This is a genomic window from Sphingobacterium chungjuense, assembly GCF_011316935.1.
GTDB lineage: Bacteria > Bacteroidota > Bacteroidia > Sphingobacteriales > Sphingobacteriaceae > Sphingobacterium > Sphingobacterium chungjuense.
This window is the reverse complement of record NZ_WLYS01000002.1, coordinates 488,209-504,710: the sequence shown is the minus strand read 5'-3', so window position 1 is coordinate 504,710 and position 16,502 is coordinate 488,209. Positions and strand designations below refer to the sequence as shown.

At 44.3% G+C, this 16,502-nt stretch carries 17 protein-coding genes; all 17 read left to right on the top strand.

Annotated features, from left to right (window positions below; translation table 11 throughout):
• The first annotated feature begins 1 nt into the window (after position 1).
• The 17 genes from ureA (at position 2) to GKO22_RS06880 (ending at position 16,344) form a co-directional block, all read left to right on the top strand.
• The gene (ureA, locus tag GKO22_RS16660) at positions 2–304 is read left to right on the top strand and encodes an urease subunit gamma (RefSeq protein WP_116774459.1); all 303 of its coding nucleotides are present in this window, start codon (positions 2–4) and stop codon (positions 302–304) included.
• An 18-nt stretch (positions 305–322) separates the two neighbouring features.
• Complete coding sequence (locus GKO22_RS16655; protein ID WP_166333544.1) at positions 323–694, top strand: urease subunit beta; 372 nt, start codon at positions 323–325, stop codon at positions 692–694.
• A gap of 17 nt (positions 695–711) precedes the next feature.
• A complete protein-coding gene (gene ureC, locus GKO22_RS06950) occupies positions 712–2,565 on the top strand; it encodes an urease subunit alpha (protein WP_240920176.1) in 1,854 nt (617 codons plus the stop codon).
• A complete protein-coding gene (locus GKO22_RS06945; protein ID WP_166333542.1) occupies positions 2,565–3,095 on the top strand; it encodes an urease accessory protein UreE in 531 nt (176 codons plus the stop codon). The genes ureC and GKO22_RS06945 overlap by 1 nt, the downstream gene beginning before the upstream one ends.
• Complete coding sequence (locus GKO22_RS06940) at positions 3,061–3,747, top strand: urease accessory protein UreF (protein ID WP_166333540.1); 687 nt, start codon at positions 3,061–3,063, stop codon at positions 3,745–3,747. The genes GKO22_RS06945 and GKO22_RS06940 overlap by 35 nt, the downstream gene beginning before the upstream one ends.
• A 5-nt stretch (positions 3,748–3,752) precedes the next feature.
• Positions 3,753–4,364, top strand: coding sequence for an urease accessory protein UreG (gene ureG, locus GKO22_RS06935; RefSeq protein WP_166333538.1), 612 nt, complete (start codon positions 3,753–3,755; stop codon positions 4,362–4,364).
• 10 nt (positions 4,365–4,374) lie between these two features.
• Positions 4,375–5,295 (top strand): urease accessory protein UreD, encoded by a 921-nt coding sequence (locus GKO22_RS06930; RefSeq protein ID WP_166333536.1) that lies wholly within the window; start codon positions 4,375–4,377, stop codon positions 5,293–5,295.
• A 19-nt stretch (positions 5,296–5,314) separates the two neighbouring features.
• Positions 5,315–5,665, top strand: a complete 351-nt coding sequence (locus GKO22_RS06925; protein ID WP_166333534.1) for a hydrogenase maturation nickel metallochaperone HypA/HybF — start codon at positions 5,315–5,317, stop codon at positions 5,663–5,665.
• Positions 5,662–6,381, top strand: coding sequence for a hydrogenase nickel incorporation protein HypB (gene hypB / locus GKO22_RS06920; RefSeq protein ID WP_166333532.1), 720 nt, complete (start codon positions 5,662–5,664; stop codon positions 6,379–6,381). The genes GKO22_RS06925 and hypB overlap by 4 nt, the downstream gene beginning before the upstream one ends.
• Before the next feature lie 7 nt (positions 6,382–6,388).
• Complete coding sequence (locus GKO22_RS06915; protein ID WP_166333530.1) at positions 6,389–6,826, top strand: urease accessory protein UreE; 438 nt, start codon at positions 6,389–6,391, stop codon at positions 6,824–6,826.
• A 35-nt stretch (positions 6,827–6,861) separates the two neighbouring features.
• Positions 6,862–7,875, top strand: a complete 1,014-nt coding sequence (locus tag GKO22_RS06910) for an ABC transporter substrate-binding protein (RefSeq protein WP_206367836.1) — start codon at positions 6,862–6,864, stop codon at positions 7,873–7,875.
• Positions 7,876–8,886 carry a FecCD family ABC transporter permease gene (locus GKO22_RS06905; protein ID WP_166333528.1) on the top strand — a complete coding sequence of 337 codons (1,011 nt, stop codon included), beginning with the start codon at positions 7,876–7,878 and terminating at the stop codon, positions 8,884–8,886. It abuts the gene before it with no gap.
• A complete protein-coding gene (locus tag GKO22_RS06900; RefSeq protein ID WP_166333526.1) occupies positions 8,886–9,662 on the top strand; it encodes an ABC transporter ATP-binding protein in 777 nt (258 codons plus the stop codon). The genes GKO22_RS06905 and GKO22_RS06900 overlap by 1 nt, the downstream gene beginning before the upstream one ends.
• Entirely contained in the window at positions 9,659–10,174 is a 516-nt protein-coding gene (locus tag GKO22_RS06895) for a GNAT family N-acetyltransferase (protein WP_166333524.1), read from the top strand. The genes GKO22_RS06900 and GKO22_RS06895 overlap by 4 nt, the downstream gene beginning before the upstream one ends.
• A gap of 97 nt (positions 10,175–10,271) precedes the next feature.
• A complete protein-coding gene (locus GKO22_RS06890) occupies positions 10,272–12,680 on the top strand; it encodes a TonB-dependent receptor (RefSeq protein WP_240920175.1) in 2,409 nt (802 codons plus the stop codon).
• Between the two features lie 202 nt (positions 12,681–12,882).
• A complete protein-coding gene (locus GKO22_RS16640) occupies positions 12,883–15,171 on the top strand; it encodes a TonB-dependent receptor (protein ID WP_166333520.1) in 2,289 nt (762 codons plus the stop codon).
• An 18-nt stretch (positions 15,172–15,189) separates the two neighbouring features.
• A complete protein-coding gene (locus GKO22_RS06880) occupies positions 15,190–16,344 on the top strand; it encodes a PepSY-associated TM helix domain-containing protein (RefSeq protein WP_240920174.1) in 1,155 nt (384 codons plus the stop codon).
• Positions 16,345–16,502 lie beyond the last annotated feature (158 nt).

The following is a 16,502-nucleotide window of genomic DNA, read 5'->3' as shown; positions in this document are numbered from 1 at the left end:
GATGCATTTAACACCAAGAGAAACTGAAAAGTTAATGCTGCACATGGCGGGAGAGCTTGCAGCGAAGCGCCTGAAGCGCGGGGTGAAACTCAATTATCCAGAAAGCATTGCTTACATCAGCATGGAACTGATGGAAAAAGCGCGTGACGGTAAAACGGTAGCTGAATTGATGGAATGGGGCACCAAACTATTAAAGCGCAAGCAAGTCATGGAAGGTGTGCCCGAAATGATTCACGATGTGCAAATTGAAGTTACCTTCCCTGATGGCACTAAGCTGGTAACGGTACATGATCCAATTCGTTAACCTAAAATAGATACATATATGGTACCTGGAGAATATTTTTTACAAGCGGCCGATGTAAAGGCTAATGTGGGCTATCGCACCACCACTATTTCTGTGGCCAACACGGGCGATCGTCCGATTCAAGTAGGATCACATTATCATTTTTTTGAAGTCAACAAGTCTTTGGAGTTTGTGCGGGAAGAAGCGTACGGTATGCGCCTTAATATTCCGGCCAGTACGGCGATCCGTTTCGAACCCGGAGAAAAGAAAGATGTCATCTTAGTCGAAATCGGAGGCAGCCGAGAAATTCATGGCTTCAACGGCCTGACGAACGGCAAGTACACCGAAGAAAAGGTGAAAAAAGCCGCCATGGCAAAAATGAAGAAACAGAAGTACAAATCAACACAGTAACCAAAAATTCGTGTATTATGGGTGAATGGAATAGAAGAGACTGGATTAAGATCGTAGGATTGGCCTCTGCCACTATCGCTACGACGAAGCTGAATGCTTTAGGATTGGAAAAACTCGGATTGGATAAATCATCCATCCGTTATGAAGATGGCGAGTTATACATTCCACGTGAAAGATATGCCTCCCTCTTTGGTCCGACGACTGGTGACCGGGTCCGTTTGGCGGATACCGAGTTAATGATCGAAATTGAAAAGGATTATGCGGTATATGGCGAAGAAAATAAATTTGGTGGAGGGAAAACCATCCGCGATGGAATGGGGCAATCAGCGCGTGCATTGAGAGACGAAGATGTGCTTGATTTTTGTATTAGCAACGTCATCGTTATCGATCACTGGGGTATTGTAAAAGCCGATGTTGGCATCAAAGACGGTGAAATTGTTGGGGTCGGAAAGGCCGGAAACCCAGATACTCAAGACGGTATCACCCCAGGCATGATCATTGGTGCCTCTACAGAAGTACATGGTGGAGCAGGCATGATCCTGACCGCTGGAGGAATTGATACGCACATCCATTTTATCAGTCCGACGCAGATAGAAACAGCACTATATAGTGGCGTCACTACGTTTATTGGTGGCGGTACTGGTCCAGCAGATGGTACCAATGCCACCACAGTTACTCCGGGCAAATGGCACATCCACAAGATGCTGGAAGCCTTCGAAACGCTACCAATTAATGTCGGATTCTTTGGTAAAGGAAATGTGTCTACGACACGCCCAATTGAAGAACAAATTGAAGCCGGTGCACTAGGCGTAAAAATTCACGAAGATTGGGGTGCCACACCGGCGACTATTGATGCTGCGTTAAAGGTAGCCGATAAGTACGATGTGCAAGTAGCTATTCATACCGATACGCTAAACGAAGCAGGTTTCTTAGAAGATACCGTAGCTGCCATTGATGGCCGTGTGATTCACACCTTCCACACCGAAGGTGCTGGTGGTGGACACGCCCCGGATATTATCAAAATAGCGATGTACCCCAACATCTTGCCAGCCTCGACAAACCCGACCAAACCTTTTACCGTGAATACGGTAGACGAGCATTTGGATATGTTGATGGTGGTACACCATTTGGACAAAAGCGTCAAAGAGGATGTAGACTTTGCCGATTCACGTATTCGTCCCCAATCTATCGCTGCGGAAGATATTCTGCAAGATATGGGCGTATTCTCTATCATGAGCTCAGACAGCCAAGCGATGGGACGTGTAGGCGAGGTGATTTCACGAACATACCAGACTGCCCACAAGATGAAAGTACAACGCGGACCATTAGAAAAAGACAATGGTACAGGCAATGATAACTTCCGGGTAAAAAGATACATTTCAAAATACACCATCAACCCAGCTAAAGCGCACGGAATTGACAAATATGTAGGCTCTATTGAAGTGGGCAAACACGCCGATTTGGTACTCTGGAAACCCGAAATGTTTGGCGTAAAACCAGAGATGATTATCAAAGGAGGCATGATTCTAGCCGCCAAAATGGGAGATGCCAATGGATCAATTCCGATGCCTCAACCAGTACTTTATCGTCAGATGTTTGGGAATTTTGGTAAAGCGATGACCAAAACCTGCTTCAACTTCGTATCCAAAATATCAATCGAGAACGGCACGATTGCTTCGCTTGGTTTATCCAGACAAAGTTTGCCAGTAGAAGGTTGTCGTACCGTCATGAAAAAAGATATGGTACACAATGATGCTACACCAAATATCGTGGTCGATCCGGAAACGTATGACGTAACGGTTGATGGCGTTTTGGCCACGTGTGAGCCTTTGGCAGAGTTGCCAATGGCACAGCGCTACTTCTTATTTTAATGATTCTGGCGACAGACATACTAGGCAATGTAGAGACAGCGCCCGATCGTTTCCACGGTGTGGAAATGGATTATCTGGAGTTGGATTGGTTCGATTTAGATAAGGGCGTTTTGCGGAGGAAAACGGTAACCGGACGCGAGATTGGTTTTAAAAACCGTCAAGCTTTTCCGCTCCGAACCGGAGATGTCTTGTACCATGATTCAGCGATCTGTATTGCGGTGCGCGTGTTGCCTTGTCTATGCCTTTTCATTCATCCAAGAAATAGTATGGAGATGGCGAAGGTGTGTTTTGATATTGGCAATCGGCATGTGCCCATTGCGATAAAATCAGCAGATGAGGTGGTGGTGGCTTATGAAGCGCCGCTACATCATCTGTTTCAAAAACAAGGCTATCAAGTGGGCCAATCCGAAGCGGTGTTAGAGCAGCTTCAAACCCTGAAAATACATCAGTGGACACGTACAACAAAATTTAGAGTAACCTTAGCAAAAAACGTAGATGAATCCATTATTGACCTTGCTGCAAATCAATGATTCCGTATTTCCCATCGGGAGTTTTACGCATTCGTATGGCTTGGAAACCTATATTCACAAAGGCTTAGTGCATAACAGTGCAACGACCAAATCGTATGCCCAAAGCATGTTGCGGTACAATATGTACTACAACGATGCCGCATTTTTTGCGAAGGCTTGGCAGCTGTGTGAAGGCAAGTTTTCTAAAGTCAAGCTGCTAGAATTAGATCAATTAGTTAGCTCGTTCAAATCGCCTTACGAAATCCGTCAGGCAAGTAAAAAACTAGCCATTCGTTTTCTCAAAGTAGTAGAAGGTTTTGGTGCGGCACGCCGTTGCAAATCGTATTTAAAGGCGATACAAAGCGGTGAGGCGGGTGGACACTATCCAATAGCGTTCGCTATGTATGCCCAATCACAAAGCATTTCGTACGAAGATGCGTTGAGTGCATTTTATTACAATACATTAAATGGTATCGTTACGAATTGCGCGAAATTAGTCCCGATTAGCCAAATGGATGGACAGCAAATTCTGTTTGATTTACAAGGATTGATCCAAGAATTGGTCAGCAGTCAAGCAGATATGGACGAAGATATGTTAGGAAATTGTTGTGTAGCGCAGGATTTGCGCTGCATGCAACATGAAAAATTATATACACGGATCTATATATCATGAAAAATATGGAAAGAAAATATGTGAAGATAGGCGTTGCCGGACCAGTCGGTTCTGGTAAAACAGCCCTGATAGAAAGATTGACACGCCAAATGGCGACGGATTATAGCATATGTGTGGTGACCAATGATATCTACACTCGTGAGGATGCGCAGTTTTTGCAAAAAAACTCGACATTACCAGCCGAACGGATCGCTGGTGTAGAAACGGGTGGTTGTCCGCATACCGCCATCCGCGAAGACGCGTCGATGAATATCGAAGCAGTAGAAGAATTAGTCACACGTTTTCCCGACACTGAAATTGTGTTTGTAGAAAGTGGTGGAGATAATCTGACTGCGACCTTCAGTCCGGATTTGGCCGATCTGACGATTTTTGTGATCGATGTGGCCGAAGGGGAAAAGATTCCACGCAAAGGTGGTCCCGGTATTACGCGTTCGGATCTTTTGCTGATCAACAAAATAGATTTGGCACCGTACGTACACGCTGATCTTTCGGTCATGGAGAGCGATACCAAGCGCATGCGTGGCGATCGTCCTTTCATCTTTACTAATCTAATGACTCTGCAAGGTTTGGAAGAAGTAAAAAGTTGGATCAAGAAAAATGCCTTATTAGAAAATTAAATCCCAACCCATGGAGAGCAGGATCAATATCAATGTAGAACGGGAAAATCAATACAGTGTTTTGAAAGAAAGCTTTCACAATGCACCGTATAAATTGACGCACTATGGTGCTCCTCGCGCTCAAGCACATTTAGAGATGATTATCATGAGCGCTTCTCCAGGTATTCTGGATGGCGACCGACTCACGATCAATATCAATGTGAAGCCCGAAGCACACATGAAACTATATACTCAGTCGTTTAATAAGTTGCATTCCATGAAAAACGGCGCATTTCAAGATACAATTGTTAACTTGAAAGAAAATAGTATCTTGCATTATATTCCGCATCCAGTGACACCTTTTAAAGATTCGATCTTCAAAGCGGAGAATACAATCAACATGGATACTTCCGCCACATTGATTTGGGGCGATATTCTGGGTGCTGGACGGATTTATATGAATGAAGCGTTTTTATTCAACAAGGTGCATATGCGCACAAGATTATATCGCAATAATCAGTTAATATTCACCGACAATCAATGTTTGAAAACCGCAGATCAGCCCGTACGTGATATGCTATTTTTTGAAGGATATACGCATCAGGCAACGTTCATTTATTGTAGCCCGTTTGCTACTGGGATGAAAGCTGAGATGGACGAGATCTTGGCCGGCGAGTACGAAGATATTTCTTTTGGATTCACAGATGCTGGAGAGAATACCGTGCTGCTTCGTGCGCTAGGCAATGACGGAGAATTGTTATACAGCTTTCTTTCTATGCTGGGGCAGATGTGTTGGGAATATACGCAGCATCAACAATCATTGTTGTTTTCTGTGGAAGATCAGCAAACCAAGGAGGACGCAGAAGCTGAACTTGTACAAGAAGCTTTTGCTACGAAAAAAAAGAAAACCATGTCCGCGGCTAAGAAAAGGAAGAGATCTACGGCAGCGTAGTTACAAGTGATCAAGCATTATGCACGAAACAGGGATAGTACAAGAAATCTTCGAAACGCTGCAACAGGAGTATCCTGATCGGTATAAATCCATCGTGAAGATCCAGTTGGAGGCTGGATTGTTGAGCAATATCCAGCCTATTCTGATTCAAAACGCTTTTGAAGCGTACGTGATCGACGAACCACAGTTTGCCGAGGTAGAATTGGAGGTAAAAGTACTGCCGATACATGCCTTCTGTCACAATTGTCAGGAAGCATTTGAAGTCGTGTTTCACCGTTTTGTCTGTACTTGCGGCACGCCTTCTAGCCAAGTGATACAAGGAGAAGAGTTGAGAATAAGTCAGGTTATATTTAAAAAAGAAGCTATATGAGTAATACGATAAGCCCCAAAAGCAATCAGATGCCGGTAGGCTCTGTGCAATGTGAGAATACCTCCCTTAATTTATTGAAAGCGAATGATTTTGTAGCGAAAGCCATTCGTGATCGATTGACCGATATCTGCGTCATCAATATCTGTTCGTCGCCAGGAAGTGGCAAGACCACCTTGATGCAAGAAACCGGCAAACGCCTCGGTAAAGATCTAAACATCGCGGTATTGGTCGGCGATCCCGAGACAGAGCGTGATGCTATTCGCATGCGCGAAGTCGGCATCAATGCCCTTCAAATCGTTACAGGCGGCATGTGTCATATCGAAGCGCAGATGATTTTGCAGGCCTTAGATCACATTAATCTAGAAAATGTCGATCTACTTTTCATTGAGAATGTGGGCAACTTGGTTTGTCCGGCAGCGTTTGATTTGGGAGAAGATTACCGCGTGACGCTATTGGCTGCTACAGAAGGAGACGATAAACCGAAGAAATATCCCCGTATGTTTTTAACCAGCGAGTTGATGGTGGTTTCGAAGGCAGATTTGTTGCCATACGTACCATTTTCGGTAGAGGCAGTGACCAAAGATGCACGGGAAGTCAATCCTAATCTGGATGTGATCTCTATTAGTAGTCTGAAAGGGGATGGGTTGGATGATTGGTGCAACTGGCTGAAAGATCGAGTAACGGCTAAAAAAACAGCCGCATCGGTATCTCAATAAAAATTACATGCTACAGGTAAAAGATGAAAATTTGATGTTGGCTTCTGCAGATTTGCAAGAAGAGCAACTCTGCATAGAATGGTTTGAAGCCGGAAGATCGCTTATCAAGCGAAAAACCGTGCAAGGTACGACCCTTCATCTGCAACGTCGCAACGGTAAATATCTGACCGATGGTCAGATTATTTACCAAGATGCAAAGAGGTTTGTGCGCATCAGTACCTTGCCTTGCCCTTGCATGGTGTTGACAGCCGAAGATGCAGCGGTTATTGGTGATTTCTGTTATGATGTGGGTAACCGGCATCTTCCTGTGTTCTGTATCGGAAAAAATACTTTTGCAGTAGCGTATGATGCGCGTTTGTACGAAGCATTAGCTTCTAAATTTGGTGCGCATCTGCGGCTGGAGCAATTGCAATTATTGCCGGGTCAAGCGTTGCTTTATTATTAATGATTGGGAGCGTACATACTTAAATACAACAGAATATGCCCAAGGATTTTTTAGTTTTTATACGCTCTTGTGCGGTGCTATGCTCCGTTATGTTAATGGTCGCTTGCGGCGATAGAGAGGCAAGAAATTCCTCCTTTCTTAGCGTCAAGGCCACCGATGCACGTGGTGTAGAAATTGTATTATCGGATTACGCTGAGCGCGTAGTCGTGCTATTCGAGCCATTTGTAGATGAGATGTACATGCTTGGTGCAGGCGATAAATTAGTCGGCATACCACAGCAGGTGTATCAAAATCCTTCCACCTATCATTATTTGTCGCAAGTGGATCCACGCATTGCGCGCAGAGAGATTGCGACGCCCACCTTTGGTGGACGGTCTACACAGGTAGAAACGGTAATCGGTTTGCAGGCCCATCTGGCGATTGTGTATGAGTACGATACCGAAACTATCGCACAGCTCGAAGGATTGGACATTCCGGTTTTCGTAGTTTCCAGCAAAGATAAAGCACATATTTATGATGAGTTGGTTGGCGTAGCTACATTGATCGGAAAGAGAAAGCGCGCAGAAGATATTGTTGCCTACATTAACAAGGCAGTTGACGAAATGGCTACCGAAGCAGATTCTGTTCGTAAAAGTGTGTATTATGCTTGGTCCAAAGGTCGCGTATTTTCTACCTCTGGCCGCGGTTCGTTAGTCGATTTATCCATTCAGGTTGCTGGCGCAGTGAATGCCTGTCCGCTACCATTAGAAGCGCCCAATGTGAGCGCAGAATCTATTTATAAATGGAATCCAGACATGATCGTTTTGTGGAATTCGAATGTAAATGATGTGTACAGTCTTGCAGAGTTGGCCGCATTACCCGCGGTAGTGAACAAACAGGTATTTGCTATGGAACCCACGTTTTTCTTCGATCCGCACACGGTCAAGTTTCTACTGTTTGCAAAACAACTTAGACACTGGGCGTATCCAGAATATACGGATAAAACATTCAAACACGAACTGGAAGAAGTAGTCGGTTTCCTATATGAAAATAATATGAGCTTGGAATAAATGCAGGTTTGGAAAATTTGTTTATTGATCATCGTACCATTCGTGGTGCTATTGCTGTCTTTAGGATTAGGCAGTACCGGATTTGTTAGCATTCCGGATTTGCTGTATTATATCTATGCCGCTTGCGCTTCAGAGCTAGGTATAGAGATGGTCGTTGCTGATCATAATTTGGAGACTATTCTTTGGCAGGTGCGCTTGCCACGGATTTTATTGACCTTCATGGTGGGCGCAGCATTGGCTGTGGCAGGAGGAGTTTTACAAGCGGTATTTCGTAATCCTATTGTTGATCCATTCTCATTAGGAATATCCTCGGGAGCAGCATTCGGCGCAGCCTTATCCATGTTGATTTCTCTGATTCCACTTAACTTGTCTGCTTTTGTGTTTGGCGTGATCGCCGTGGTCATCACATATCTGGTTTCGTATACGGGCGCCAAAGGTTCGCTCGTAACGATGGTCTTAGCAGGGATGATTATCTCTGGCGTCTTTACCGCTTTTTTGACGGTATTGCAATACCTCAGTGATCCGTATAAATTGCAATCCATCGTCCAGTGGACGATGGGAAATCTGCATACCGCTTCTTGGGCAAAGGTGCGCACCGCTGTAATCCCAGTTACGATAGGCATTGCTATTATTCTGGCCTTACGCTGGAAATTGGATTTGCTGGCTTTGGGAGAGCAGGAAGCGATTGCAGTTGGTGTCGATCCAAAAATCATCAAACTGGTGATGATTGGCGCTGCCACGATGATTACCGCTTCGTCGGTTGCTGCGGTCGGTATGATTAGTTTGTTCGGACTGATCGTGCCGCACATTAGCCGTATGTTAGTTGGCCCAAGCAACGCATCAGGCGTGTGGGCGAATATTTTGATTGGTGGCACGTTTTTATTGTTGATAGACGATTTATCGCGGACGCTGTTGCCGTTCGAAATCCCGGTCGGTGTATTCACCATGATGTTGGGCACGCCACTATTTATTTATCTCATGCGTAAAAACGCCATAAACTGGAATGCCTAATGGAACTGATTACGATCGATAAATTGTCATTCGGCTACGGTAAGCAGGAAGTGATCCGACGGTTAGACGCTTCGTTTATCCGCGGTGAACTTTCTATCATATTGGGGCGCAATGGAAGTGGCAAATCTACGTTGTTCCAGATTTTGTCGGGCGTGCAAACGAAATATGGTGGCCGAGTTTCTATTAATGGTGTCGAACGTAGAAACATTAAGAGACAACGTGCTTCGGAAGTGCGGATTGGCTTTATGAGCCAATTTCACCAAACGACCTTTCCGTTTTCGGTATTTGATGTGGTGATCACTGGGAGAGCCTCTTTTACTCGTTTTGCGCCACGCGCAGAAGATCGTCAGCGAGTAGAAGATGTACTTAAACAATTCAATCTCTGGTCGTACAAAGATCGGCCGTATACACAACTTTCTGGTGGCGAGCGCCAGTTGGTATTGCTATGCCGTGTGCTGGTGCAAGATCCCGATATTATTTTGTTGGATGAGCCGACCAATCACTTGGATTTGCACTATCAGGTGAAGGTATTGGAAAATCTAAAGCGCTTGGCGGCGGATGGAATCACCATTGTTTGTATTATGCACGATCCTAATCTTGCATTTTTGTATGGTGAGCGCTTGTTTCTGATGCAACATAAGCAGCTGCGCTCGCTGAGCGGATTATCTGTTGGCGAGATTCATCACATGCTAGAAGAGGCCTATCAAGTACGACTTGAAGCCATACAGCATGGCGATAAAAATCTGATTGTACCTTACATAGCCGCTTCCCCATGATGAAAGAAATGATCACCATTAACCCAGTTAGTCCTACACAGATCGATGAAGTGGTCGCTTTTGTGCGCGAAGCAAGACGACACCTCTTTCCGACGTTGGATCATAGTATCGTGCCGCGCGACTTGGCTACTTTTGTAGATACGTTTATCGAAAATGCTGATGGCACATTTCTGCAAGCTAGAGATCAAGCCGGTAAGTTAATCGGTACCATTGGTATGCTGACTTACGATGAGCGTTTTGACGATTTTAGTATCTACCATAGGCGGGTGACCGAAGTGGTCAAATTATTTGTAGATCCAATTTGCCGACGGCAAGGATTGGCTACTCAATTAGTGCAGTCATTATCTGAAGTAGCTGCCAGTAGAAATATAGAAACCTTGTATTTGCATACCCATCCATTTTTGCCAGGAGCAAAGATTTTTTGGGAGCAACAAGGTTTTCGAGAGCTACTTACGTGTATACATGGCGATTTTGAAACGATACATATGGCCTACAATGTGTCTGACAGTTAACCATAACAATGCTGTAAACGCTTTCAACCTTCTCAACGATATAAACTCTATTAACTCGCCCACCAGTCTAATGAAATTAAATCTGATATTTCGGTCAATGGCACTCCTACTCTTCGTATTGATTAGTACGGAACAATATGCACAAACCGTCGCTAGCTTGCACGGTAAAGTAATCCAAGCGGATGGAAAACCCCTGCTAGGTGTCACTGTTTCTGTAAACGGACATCCTGCTGTGCAAACCCAAGCCGACGGCAGCTATCGCTTTCCAGAATCCATTTCACTACCAACACAAGTGCATTTCCAAATCGTGGGATATCAACCGAAAAAAATCGCGGTGGATGCCTTAAACTGGCATCAAAATACGGGTTTGGTGGTGCAGCTATTTGCAGGAGAAGTGCAAGTAGACGAAATATTGGTCACTGGCCGACGAAACAATTCTTATCTAATCAATCAGACAGAATTAGGTGGTAAATTTGCTGGTGCGCTGAAAGAACTTCCACAGTCTGTATCTCTTGTTAGTAGAGAGTTGATGGAAGATCGACAAGCCTTTGTGATTACCGACATGGTGCAAGATTTGGCTGGCGTAAATCAAGCTTCTGCTTATGACGATCTCACCATTCGAGGTTTCAACAGTGGCTACACGACAGGTTTTCGTCTGGTGAATGGCATGCGTTCTGGTTACGGATATGGGACGAGCTTTTGGCGTACGCCGCTTACGGCAAATCTTGAAAGTATTGAAGTGTTGAAAGGTCCTGGTGCGTCACTTTTCGGTGATATTGCGCCCGGTGGCACCGTTAATTTAGTGACCAAAAAACCGTTAGAAGATCGGCATGGCGTGGTATCCTTTTCTTTGGGTAGTTTTCAGACATTCCGCTCCAGTTTGGATATCGGTGGAGCGCTCGACACGTCCAAAAAGATTTTGTATCGGCTCAACGTAGCCCACGAAGATTCGCGCACTTTTCGTGACAAAAACAGCCGCACAAGTATTCTGATAGCGCCTTCCTTCACTTTCAAACCGGTCGAAGGAACACAAATAGATGTGGATGTGACCTATGATAACTTTGACGGTTACCTGGATCGTGGTTTGGGCATTCGCAATAATGATTTTTTTGGACAATCACGCGCATACAATGTCAATCAGGCATCGGATTTCTTGCGGACTAATTTTCTGACTTTCGCCGGAAGGCTTACGCAACAGATTACGCCTTCATTATCTTTGCACGCTAGCTACATGAAATCCATTTATAAAGAAGAGTTGAATGAGTTTCGTACGCTGAATACCTATGCGAATCCGCCAGAAAACAGCATAATGAATATGCGTTTTCAGTCTAAACAAGCGACGGATTATATGGATAATGTCGTTGGTTATTTGCGGTACGCTTTGGATAGGTCAGGACATCAGCATCGTTTTGTCTTGGGTATAGATTATGCCGGATATGGAGGCGATCCGGATAATATCTTGCGCGAAGCGCGTTTGCGTCAGGTAGGAGATAGTGAAGTGCCCTTAACGATCGATCTTAATGCGGCGACACAGCCTGTGATCGATGTATCCTCTTATGTTTGGCGGCCACAGGCAGAGTTTCCTTTCCTGAATCCTTATAAAAGTTATGGCTTTTATGTGCAAGATCAAGTATCCATTGCAGACCGTTTGCAATTGATCTTTGGCTTGCGCCATGAATATTACCGATCAAGTAGTGCGGATTTGCAATCGAGCTTCTCTACCTCGCAAAATGTGTGGTTGCCGCGTGCGGGTTTAACCTTTATCGTGAATCCGCAGATCAATTATTTTGCGAGTTATTCCAAAGGGTACATTCCGGTAGGCGCTGATTTTATTCACAATTTTGAGAACTACGGAGCTGATCGACCTTTCGTTGCGGAAGATAGTTATCAGGTCGAAACTGGTTTCAAAACAGGCTTTTTTCAGAATCAACTACAGACCGAACTTTCGGTCTTTCATATCGCACGACGGAATATGTTGTTGGCGACTGGCGCTCAGTCGGAGGCAGGATTTCCCGTATATCGGCAGTCGGGTCACGTGATTTCGCAAGGAGTAGAATTGGATTTACGCGGCCAAATCAGTCGCGAGTTTCAGTTGATGGCCAATTATACCTTTAACCATACCGAAGTTCGCGCCTCTAATTTGGTTGGCGAAGAAGGGCAACCCTTGAGTAATGCGCCCAGAAATATGGCGGGTGTTTGGCTGAAATACTTGTTTTCTGATACTAAACTCAAAGGTTTGGGAATGGGAGTTGGTGTGAATTATGTAGATCGCCGTCGGATGGACAATGCGGCTCGCACAGACGAGTCGGGTATGATGATCTGGGATCAATGGCCATCGTATACCGTCGCTAATGCCGCTTTATATTACCACATTCATCGATTGCGCGTTTCGGTAAATATGAATAATATTTTTGACCGCTATTATTATTTAGGTGGATTCGATTACACGCGCGGATTCGTTGGTACACCTCGAAATGTGCTGTTCTCGATTGGATATAATTGGTAAAAAGATTCAGCCTTGCCTATTTATTTACGTCGTAAAATAAGTTAACCATCAGATTTGATTCGAAAATCAAATCTGATGGTTTTTTTTCGATTTGAATTATAGTATTACGATGATTTTTGTAAGTTTGCGGTTTATTTAAATCAAGTCTAAATAAATGAACTCGACCCCGGCCTATCTTCGGCAACTTACTATAATAACAGCCATGTTCTTTTTGTGCAATGGATTGTTAGCGCAACTTTTGCAAGTCGCTGTGCACGACGTCGCTGCAAAGCCTATATCCGATGTGCAAGTATGGATAGATGCGCGATCACAAGGAAAGACAGATCGTGATGGTATGCTTTCTTTTGAACGTCCAAATCGCTCCCAATTTCAAATCCGAATCAGTAAAGCTGGTTATTCCGATCAAGTGCGTAATGTGCAGCTGGATACCGCCACAGGACCAATCAATTTCACATTAGGATCAGGGCAACGAATGGAAGAGGTGGTCGTTACTGCAGGCCGCAAACCAGAAAGTATAGCTAATGTACCTTCGTCTATTTCGATCTTGAATGCGCGAGATATCGAGATGCAAAGTCAGATCAGTACGAATATTGCGAGTGTGTTGGGTAATACGATTCCAGGATTGGGAACATCGACCGCAAAAGGTAGTAATGCTGGACAAACGCTTCGTGGTCGTGCCGTGCTGATCTTGATAGATGGTATTCCACAATCTACTCCTTTAATGAATGGCGCACGCGATATGCGTTCGGTAGATCCGGCAGTATTAGAACGCGTAGAAGTGATTAAAGGAGCAACATCTATTTATGGGAATGGATCTGCTGGTGGTGTTATCAACTATATTACTAAAAAGAATGACCCCAATGCACCAAGTATTGGCGGTACAACAACGGTACGCGGGACTTTAGCGCCCGGAGAAGCCCGTGAGACAGGTGGATATCGATTCGCCCAAAGTCTGTATGGTCGTAGCAATAAATGGAATTATGCGGTAAGCGGTGTGATGGATTATACCGGTTTACAACGTGATGGAGATGGTTTGCCGCTTGGACAAACGGATGGATTGTCCAACAATAGACAATATAATGCTTTTATGAAAGTGGGATACGATATCGACGAAAAATCGGATTTGACACTGGTATATAACTTCTTCAATAGTTTGCAGGATGCGCGTTATATTAGTCAAATCGGTAGGTACGGTGAGGAGCCAACTATTGGTGTACGCGGCACAGATCCAGGAGCTAACACGGGTACACGATTTAACCATAATGCCATGTTGAGCTATCGCAATGCCCAAATTTTTGGCAATACCGCGCTGAATGCAGCAGCATTCGTCAACAGTTTTAGTTCGATGAATAGATATGTAGAACAAACTCCTTCTTGGTTTGGTCCCGGACAAACTATGATTAACTCCAATAAAAAGGGATTACGTGTCGATTTGAATACGCCTTTTGACTTGGGTAGTGTGCCATCTGAAATAACATATGGTGTAGATGTTCTGCACGATGTAACCTTTCAGGATCTCACAGATGGTCGGGTATTCGTGCCAAAAATGAATATGATTAATTATGCGCCTTTTGCACAAGTGACTTTAAATTTAGTTGATCAATTGATTTTTAAAGGTGGAGTTCGTTATGAAAATGCCAATGTGAAAATCAATGATTTCAGCACGCTTGCTACCGGTCCTGACGGAGAAGGAAGCGTCGCGGTACAAGGAGGAGAAGTACCTTACAGCGCTGCTACGTTTAATGCGGGATTGCGCTATAGCAAGTATGCGCTTTTCAATCCCTTTGTTAGTTTTTCTCAAGGTTTCACCATTAACGAATTAGGACGTATTGTGCGCAATGCAACTGAAAGTGATCTCACACGTGTACAGACCGATCCGATTGTGACTAATAATTACGAAGCAGGATTTTCCAGTCAATGGAACAATATACATTTCTCAGCCGCTTATTTTATCAGTACTTCGAAGTTAGGGTTGAGCGTCGTGGCCAATGATGCCGGTTTTTTTGTGTCGCAAAGAGCACCAGAGCGTATTCATGGATTTGAAGCGGCAGCTGACGTCAAAATCACACCACAATGGACAATCGGCGGTACCTATTCTTATGTAGAAGGCAAAGTCGAGGCGGCAGATGGTACAAAAACTCCGCTTAATGGAAGCCGTATTATGCCGCCAAAAGCGACTGGATACGTAGATTTCAATCCGCAGGCGAATCTATCTTTCCAACTTTCTTGGGTACATACGGGTTCGAGAGCACGTTTTGAGCGTAATGCCAGCGGCGTGTTTAGAGCGAATGAAGGTGACGTCGAACCAGTAGATTTGTTGAATTTCAATGCGTCATACCGCGTCAATAAAAGTTGGATGTTGGGTCTTGGTGTAGCCAATTTATTGAATAAAACTTACTATACAGTTTACAGTCAGTACGGAGCAAATGCGGCTAACTATGTGCGTGGCGAAGGTGCGCTAGCATCTTTAAATCTGCAATACACTTTTTAGTATATGCTCAAAAATAGCATGCTATGGATACACAAGTGGCTTGGTTTACTTACGGGCTTAGTTGTCTTTTTGGTCAGTCTGAGTGGTGCCATTTATACTTTCCATGATGAGCTGAAGCTGCTAGTTTACCCAGATAAATATTTTGTTCAATCTCCGGCGTCAGGAGCGGCGCCGTTGCCATTGACAGCACTCATCGAACTTGCTAAGGAAGCACTTCCAGATGGAGAAGAAGTATCTCGTGTAGACCTTTATCCAGCGCTAGATCGCAGTTGGATTTTCCGAGCGTCGGATACCGATGCCGCAGGATTTGGTCATTGGAATTACTTTCGCTATTACAAGCTCGTGTTTATGAATCCATACACTGGCGAATGTGTAGCGGTTGAAGATTCTAAAAATGAGTTCTTTCAGCTTATCTTGCAGTTGCACATGAACCTTTTGCTTGGCAAGACTTATGGTCATGCGATCGTCGCTTATAGCACGACTATCTTTGCTGTGCTGTTGGCAACAGGTATGATACTTTGGTGGCCCAAAAAGTGGCGTGGAAAAACGTTAAGACGTAGCGTATGGCTGGATCGAAAAGCAAAATGGAAGCGATTCAACTACGATCTGCACAATGTTTGGGGTTTCTATGTGTTTCCAATTGCTTTAATACTTTGCCTGACTGGTCTTTTATTTAGTTTTCCAGCATGGAAGAAACCCTACAGTGCGTTTTTTAATCAATTTTCTTCCTCCAATACTACAAATACTACTCCGCAAAACACAAGGAATCAAATCAGCAGAAAGTATCACGCACCGATCGACAATTTGTTGACGTATGCTTTGCAAAAACATCCAGATGCGGGTATTATGTCTATTCGATTGCGAGAGCCGGACGCACCTGTCGTTGATGTGCAGATCCGCTTGCGTGAAGATCGTAGTGGGTTGTTTCGTTGGTATTATGTCAACACAGACGATTTGAGCATTAAGGAAATTCGATCACACGACAAGTTAGCTGCAGGAGACCTGATGTCTGCGCTAAATTTTGATTTACATACGGGCACTATTGGCGGTTTACCCACCAAGATTTTTGTTTTTTTTATTGCGCTTGGTTGCGCTAGTCTTCCCATTACCGGATATATTTTGTGGTGGAATAGACGGTCTAAAGAAAAACGAAAAAACTTAGCTCGCGTTTAATGGGTTTTGCTTTTCAAGCCAGTATTGATTCATCTGGCATCACCAAGCATTCATTCAAACCCCGCTTTCAACCAGTTAAAAGGATTAGTAGTCACATACCACTGATAATCCATAATTTAAACCTTATCGAAAAAAATGTAAACAAATACGGTGTTTCG

Bases quoted from the DNA above. Each gene is read 5' to 3' on its own strand.
- ureA (WP_116774459.1), top strand. From the start codon at position 2: ATGCATTTAACACCAAGAGAAACTGAAAAGTTAATGCTGCACATGGCG.
- GKO22_RS16655 (WP_166333544.1), top strand. From the start codon at position 323: ATGGTACCTGGAGAATATTTTTTACAAGCGGCCGATGTAAAGGCTAAT.
- ureC (WP_240920176.1), top strand. From the start codon at position 712: ATGGGTGAATGGAATAGAAGAGACTGGATTAAGATCGTAGGATTGGCC.
- GKO22_RS06945 (WP_166333542.1), top strand. From the start codon at position 2,565: ATGATTCTGGCGACAGACATACTAGGCAATGTAGAGACAGCGCCCGAT.
- GKO22_RS06940 (WP_166333540.1), top strand. From the start codon at position 3,061: ATGAATCCATTATTGACCTTGCTGCAAATCAATGATTCCGTATTTCCC.
- ureG (WP_166333538.1), top strand. From the start codon at position 3,753: ATGGAAAGAAAATATGTGAAGATAGGCGTTGCCGGACCAGTCGGTTCT.
- GKO22_RS06930 (WP_166333536.1), top strand. From the start codon at position 4,375: ATGGAGAGCAGGATCAATATCAATGTAGAACGGGAAAATCAATACAGT.
- GKO22_RS06925 (WP_166333534.1), top strand. From the start codon at position 5,315: ATGCACGAAACAGGGATAGTACAAGAAATCTTCGAAACGCTGCAACAG.
- hypB (WP_166333532.1), top strand. From the start codon at position 5,662: ATGAGTAATACGATAAGCCCCAAAAGCAATCAGATGCCGGTAGGCTCT.
- GKO22_RS06915 (WP_166333530.1), top strand. From the start codon at position 6,389: ATGCTACAGGTAAAAGATGAAAATTTGATGTTGGCTTCTGCAGATTTG.
- GKO22_RS06910 (WP_206367836.1), top strand. From the start codon at position 6,862: ATGCCCAAGGATTTTTTAGTTTTTATACGCTCTTGTGCGGTGCTATGC.
- GKO22_RS06905 (WP_166333528.1), top strand. From the start codon at position 7,876: ATGCAGGTTTGGAAAATTTGTTTATTGATCATCGTACCATTCGTGGTG.
- GKO22_RS06900 (WP_166333526.1), top strand. From the start codon at position 8,886: ATGGAACTGATTACGATCGATAAATTGTCATTCGGCTACGGTAAGCAG.
- GKO22_RS06895 (WP_166333524.1), top strand. From the start codon at position 9,659: ATGATGAAAGAAATGATCACCATTAACCCAGTTAGTCCTACACAGATC.
- GKO22_RS06890 (WP_240920175.1), top strand. From the start codon at position 10,272: ATGGCACTCCTACTCTTCGTATTGATTAGTACGGAACAATATGCACAA.
- GKO22_RS16640 (WP_166333520.1), top strand. From the start codon at position 12,883: ATGTTCTTTTTGTGCAATGGATTGTTAGCGCAACTTTTGCAAGTCGCT.
- GKO22_RS06880 (WP_240920174.1), top strand. From the start codon at position 15,190: ATGCTATGGATACACAAGTGGCTTGGTTTACTTACGGGCTTAGTTGTC.